This window comes from Micromonospora sp. M51 (assembly GCF_018070305.1).
Classification (GTDB): Bacteria; Actinomycetota; Actinomycetes; order Mycobacteriales; family Micromonosporaceae; genus Micromonospora; species Micromonospora parva.
On sequence record NZ_JAGPXZ010000535.1, the window covers coordinates 1 to 4,384 of the forward strand.

The window sequence follows — 4,384 nt, forward strand, 5'->3', positions numbered from 1 at the left end:
CCCCGACGATCAACGAGGGCTGGGCGACCCGTGACCTCGCCGCTCATCTGGTGCTGCGGGAGCGCCGTCCGGACGCGGCGGGTGGGATCCTGCTGCCGCCGCTGCGCGGATACGCCGAGCGGGTCCGGCAGCGACTCGCCGCACAGGGGTACCCCGAACTGGTGGCGCAGGTACGGCGCCCGCCGCTGTGGAGCCCGGTCAGCAATCCGCTGACCGACGAACTGGCCAACACGATGGAGTTCTTCATCCACCACGAGGACGTCCGACGGGCCGGCTCCGGGTGGCAGCCGCGCGATCTGCCCACCGGTTTGCAGAGCGCGCTCTGGAAACGCGTGGCCCCGATGGCCCGGCTGGCCCTGCGCCGTTTTCCGGCGGACCTCCTCGTGCAGGCGCCCGGTCACGGTGAGATCTCCGTCGGTCGCGGCGGTGAGCCGCTGCGCCTGGTGGGCTCCCCGGGGGAGTTGGTGCTGTTCCTGTCCGGCCGGCAACGGGTGGCCCGGGTCCAACTGAACGGCTCGACGGAGGTGGCGGGACGACTGCGCGACGCCAGCCTGGGAATGTGACCGTCTGTACGGAAACGGTCACTGAATAGCTGTCGGATTCCCCACACCCAGCGAAGCACGCTGATACGCCCTCCCGTACGCTTCACCGCGCCGCGCCGCGCCGGGCGGCACGGAGTGGGGGCACACTGTGCGGGACTTCGCGATTTCGGCGCTGCGGGAACCGCCGTTCCCCACGGGGCGCCATGGTGCCACGGACCAAGTGGCGAGTGAGAGCATCGAGTGGGCACGCACGTTCGGGCTGGTCGATTCCGGCCAACGTGTGTACCGGCTGGAACGGGCCGACGCCGCCGGCCTGGCCGGCCGCGCCTGCCCGGACGGCTCGGTGGAGGGGCTTCGGCTGCTCACCGACCTGATCAGCTGGCTCTTCGTGATGGATGACGCCTGCGACGAGGACGGCCTCGGCGCCGACCCGGCGCGGTTGGGACCGGCGATCAGCACCCTGCTCGACGTGCTCGACCGGTGCGGTGACCCGGACGTGGCACCGCCCGCCGTCGGGCCCCTGGGTGACGCGCTGCACGACCTCTGCCGCCGGACCCGGCTGCACGATCACGCCGGGCTGCTCCTGCGGTTCGTCAGCCAGATGCGGGAGTATCTGTTGGCGCTGCTCTGGGAGGCGGGCAACCGGGAACGTCGGCGCGTGCCCGAGATGGCGGAGTACGTCCAACTGCGCCGGCACATCGGCGGTGTGCACCCCTGCCTCACCCTGACCGACCTGGCGTCGAGGCGACCCTCCGGGCCGACCCAACGCGCCGACCCGGGCCTGGCCACCCTCGACCTACTGGCGGTGGACCTGGTCTGCTGGTGCAACGACCTCTTCTCGTACGGCAAGGAGAGTCAGGCCGACCCGGACGCGCACAACCTGGTCACGGTGATCGCCCAGGACAGCGAGGCGGACGAGGCGACCGCGCTGCGGAGCGCGGCGCACCGGTTCAACCAGGGTTTGGCGACGTACCTGGACGCGGAGGAGGCGCTCCGCGCCACCGGCGACGACCGGCTGCGCGACGCGTTGGTGGTCCGGCGCAACTGGGTCCGGGCCACATACGACTGGTCAGTGGTGGCTGCCCGGTACGCCTGATCGACCGTACCGGTTGGTGGGATGGGACGGCCGGACGATCACCAGGGCTAGCCGATGCATGGCGACAGGCAATACTCTTCGGTAACCATCATGACGTGACGACCGTCACGCCACCACCCCCGAAGGCGGCTACAGCGATGGCTCTCGATGTACCGTACCGCTCCATCCCGGACATGTTTCTCAAGCGCGTGGCGGCCACCCCCGACCGAAACGCGTTCGCATCCCCGAACCCCGACGACTCGGGGCCCGTCTGGCTGACCTGGGCGCAGGTCGGTCAGCGCGCCAAGGCGGTCGCCGCCGGCCTGCACGGCCTGGGCGTCGGCCAGGAGGACCCGGTCGCGATCCTCGCCAACACCCGGCTGGAGTGGGTGATCGCCGACCTCGGCATCATGTGCGCCGGCGGCGCGACCACCACCGTCTACCCGACCACCGAGCCGACCGACGCGACGTACATCATCGCCGACTCCGGTTCCAAGGTGCTGTTCGCGGAGAACCCGGCCCAGGCGGCGAAGATCGCCGGGGCGACCCTGCCCGCGCTCACCCACGTGGTGCTCCTCGACGGTGCCGCCGACCCGACCGCGGCGATCGCGCAGCTGACGCTCGCCGAACTGGAGGAGCGCGGCGCCCAGGCGCTGGCCGCCGAACCGGATCTGATCGACATGCTGGTGGCCGGCATCGGCCCGGACCACCTGGCCACCCTGATCTACACCTCCGGCACCACCGGGCAGCCCAAGGGCGTCGAGCTGCTGCACGGCGGCTGGTGCTGGGAGGCGGTGGCGCAGGCGGACGTGGGGTTGTTACGCGACGACGACCTGCAGTACCTGTGGCTGCCGCTGGCTCACTCGTTCGGCAAGACCCTGCTCTGCGGCGCCATCCACGTCGGCCTGCCCACCTACGTCGACGGCCGGGTGGACAAGCTGGTCGACCTGCTCTCGGTCATCCGTCCGACGCTGATGTGCGGCGCTCCCCGGGTGTTCGAGAAGGTCTACAACAAGGCGGTGACCACCGCGCAGGGTGCCGGCGGCGCGAAGGCGAAGATCTTCGGCTGGGCGGTCGGCATCGGCAAGGAGAAGGTCACCCTTGAGCAGGCCGGCAAGCCGGTGCCGGCCGGGCTGAAGCTGCGCTACGGGTTGGCCGAGAAGCTGGTGTTCAGCAAGCTCCAGGCCCGCCTGGGCGGCCGGATGCGGGTGCTGGTGTCCGGCGCCGCGCCCCTCAGCCCGGAGATCGCCACCTTCTTCGCCGCCGCGAACCTGCCGATCTCCGAGGGCTACGGCCTGACCGAGACCAGCGCGGGCAACTTCGTCAACCCCCCGGCCGGGCTGCGGATCGGCACCGTGGGCCGGGCGATGGGCGACCTCGAATGCAAGATCGACACCGACGGGGAGATCCTGGTCCGTGGTCGGCCGGTGATGCGCGGCTACCACAACCTGCCGGAGGAGACCGCCGCCGCGTTCACCGAGGACGGCTTCTTCCGCACCGGTGACATCGGCACCCTCGACGAACAGGGTTACCTGCGCATCACCGACCGTAAGAAGGACCTGGTCAAGACCTCGGGCGGCAAGTACATCGCGCCGTCGCACATCGAGGGGATGTTCAAGGCCATCTGCCCGTACACCTCGCAGGCGGTCGTCGTCGGTCAGGCCCGCAACTTCTGCACGATGCTGGTCACCCTGGACCCGGACGCGATCCGCGGCTGGGCCGCCGGCGGCCCCCTCGAAGGGCGCAGCTACTCCGAGATCGTCGCCTCGGCGGAGGCCCAGACGATGGTCGAGGAGTACGTCGCCCAGCTCAACGCCAAGCTCAACCGCTGGGAGACGATCAAGAAGGTGGCAATCCTGCCGCGCGATTTGACGATCGAGGACGGCGAGATCACCCCGTCCTTGAAGATCAAGCGGCGTGGTGTGGAGAGCAACTTCGCCGCCGAGATCGACAAGATGTACGCCGGCACCCTCGCCGAACTCTGACGCCGTCGAGGGCCCCGTGCCCGGCTCCCGGCCGGCACGGGGCCCTCACAGGTGGTGGCCCCGCCACCTCGTCTGGTCCTCCTCCACGGCGAGCTGCTCCGCCAGCGCCACCTCGCGGACCCCGCGTCGGCGCTGGGCGTCGACGATCGTCTGCGCCCCCACTGCCAGCCAGGCGGCCACGGCCAGCATGGTCAACGCGGACAGCTCGGGCAACGACCCGGCCACCGGCACCAGCACGAGCAGCAGCAGGATTCCGCCGATCGTGGGCCAGCGGGGGGCGGCGAGCATTTTCCGGCCGAGCACGATGAGCGCGAGCAGATAGAGCGCGACCCCGCCGTAGAGCGCGAGCAGGTCGAAGCCCGGCAGCGGAACCCCCCAGTTCGGCGTGCTGACGTCGGCTTCGTCGTTGATCAGCCCCTTGAGTCCGAGCGCGAACAGGATGACGCCGGCGATGACCGGCAGGTGCAGGTAGGTGTAGGCGTCGCGGGCCAGGGCGGCGCGGGCGACGGGGTCGCGGGTCCGGTGCAGGGTCTGTTCCATGCCGAGCGCCAGGGTGTCGAAGTAGGCCCACCACAGCGCTGCGGCCACCGCGATGCCGAGCACTGCGGCGATCAGCGCCGGCCAGGTCAGCGGCAGGCCGGCGCTGCCGCCGGGAGCGAACCCGAGCGCGATGATGGCCTCGCCGAGGGCGATCAGGACGATCTGGCTGTGCCGCTCCGCCCAGTGCCCGGCGGAGAGCACCGTCCACCCGGTGCCGCGCAGCGCCAGCCCGGCCCCGTACT

4 protein-coding genes are annotated in these 4,384 nt (G+C 70.9%); 3 read left to right on the forward strand and 1 reads right to left on the reverse strand.

What is annotated here, in order from left to right:
- From KBX53_RS23875 to KBX53_RS23885, 3 genes are all read left to right on the forward strand, one after another.
- A partial coding sequence (locus tag KBX53_RS23875) for a TIGR03085 family metal-binding protein (protein WP_210861749.1) occupies positions 1 to 563 on the forward strand: 563 nt, incomplete at its 5' end.
- Between the two features lie 199 nt (positions 564 to 762).
- Positions 763 to 1,638: a terpene synthase gene (locus KBX53_RS23880; RefSeq protein WP_245233685.1), complete on the forward strand. Its 876-nt coding sequence runs from the start codon at positions 763 to 765 to the stop codon at positions 1,636 to 1,638.
- Between the two features lie 137 nt (positions 1,639 to 1,775).
- Positions 1,776 to 3,602 (forward strand): long-chain fatty acid--CoA ligase, encoded by a 1,827-nt coding sequence (locus tag KBX53_RS23885; protein WP_030334453.1) that lies wholly within the window; start codon positions 1,776 to 1,778, stop codon positions 3,600 to 3,602.
- A 45-nt stretch (positions 3,603 to 3,647) separates the two neighbouring features.
- Here the strand turns inward: KBX53_RS23885 and KBX53_RS23890 are convergent.
- On the reverse strand, positions 3,648 to 4,384 hold a 737-nt coding region (locus KBX53_RS23890), incomplete at its 5' end, for a low temperature requirement protein A (protein WP_210861750.1).

What these genes read in the sequence shown, in the direction of transcription:
- KBX53_RS23885 (WP_030334453.1), top strand. Translation starts at nt 1,776, where the DNA reads ATGGCTCTCGATGTACCGTACCGCTCCATCCCGGACATGTTTCTCAAG.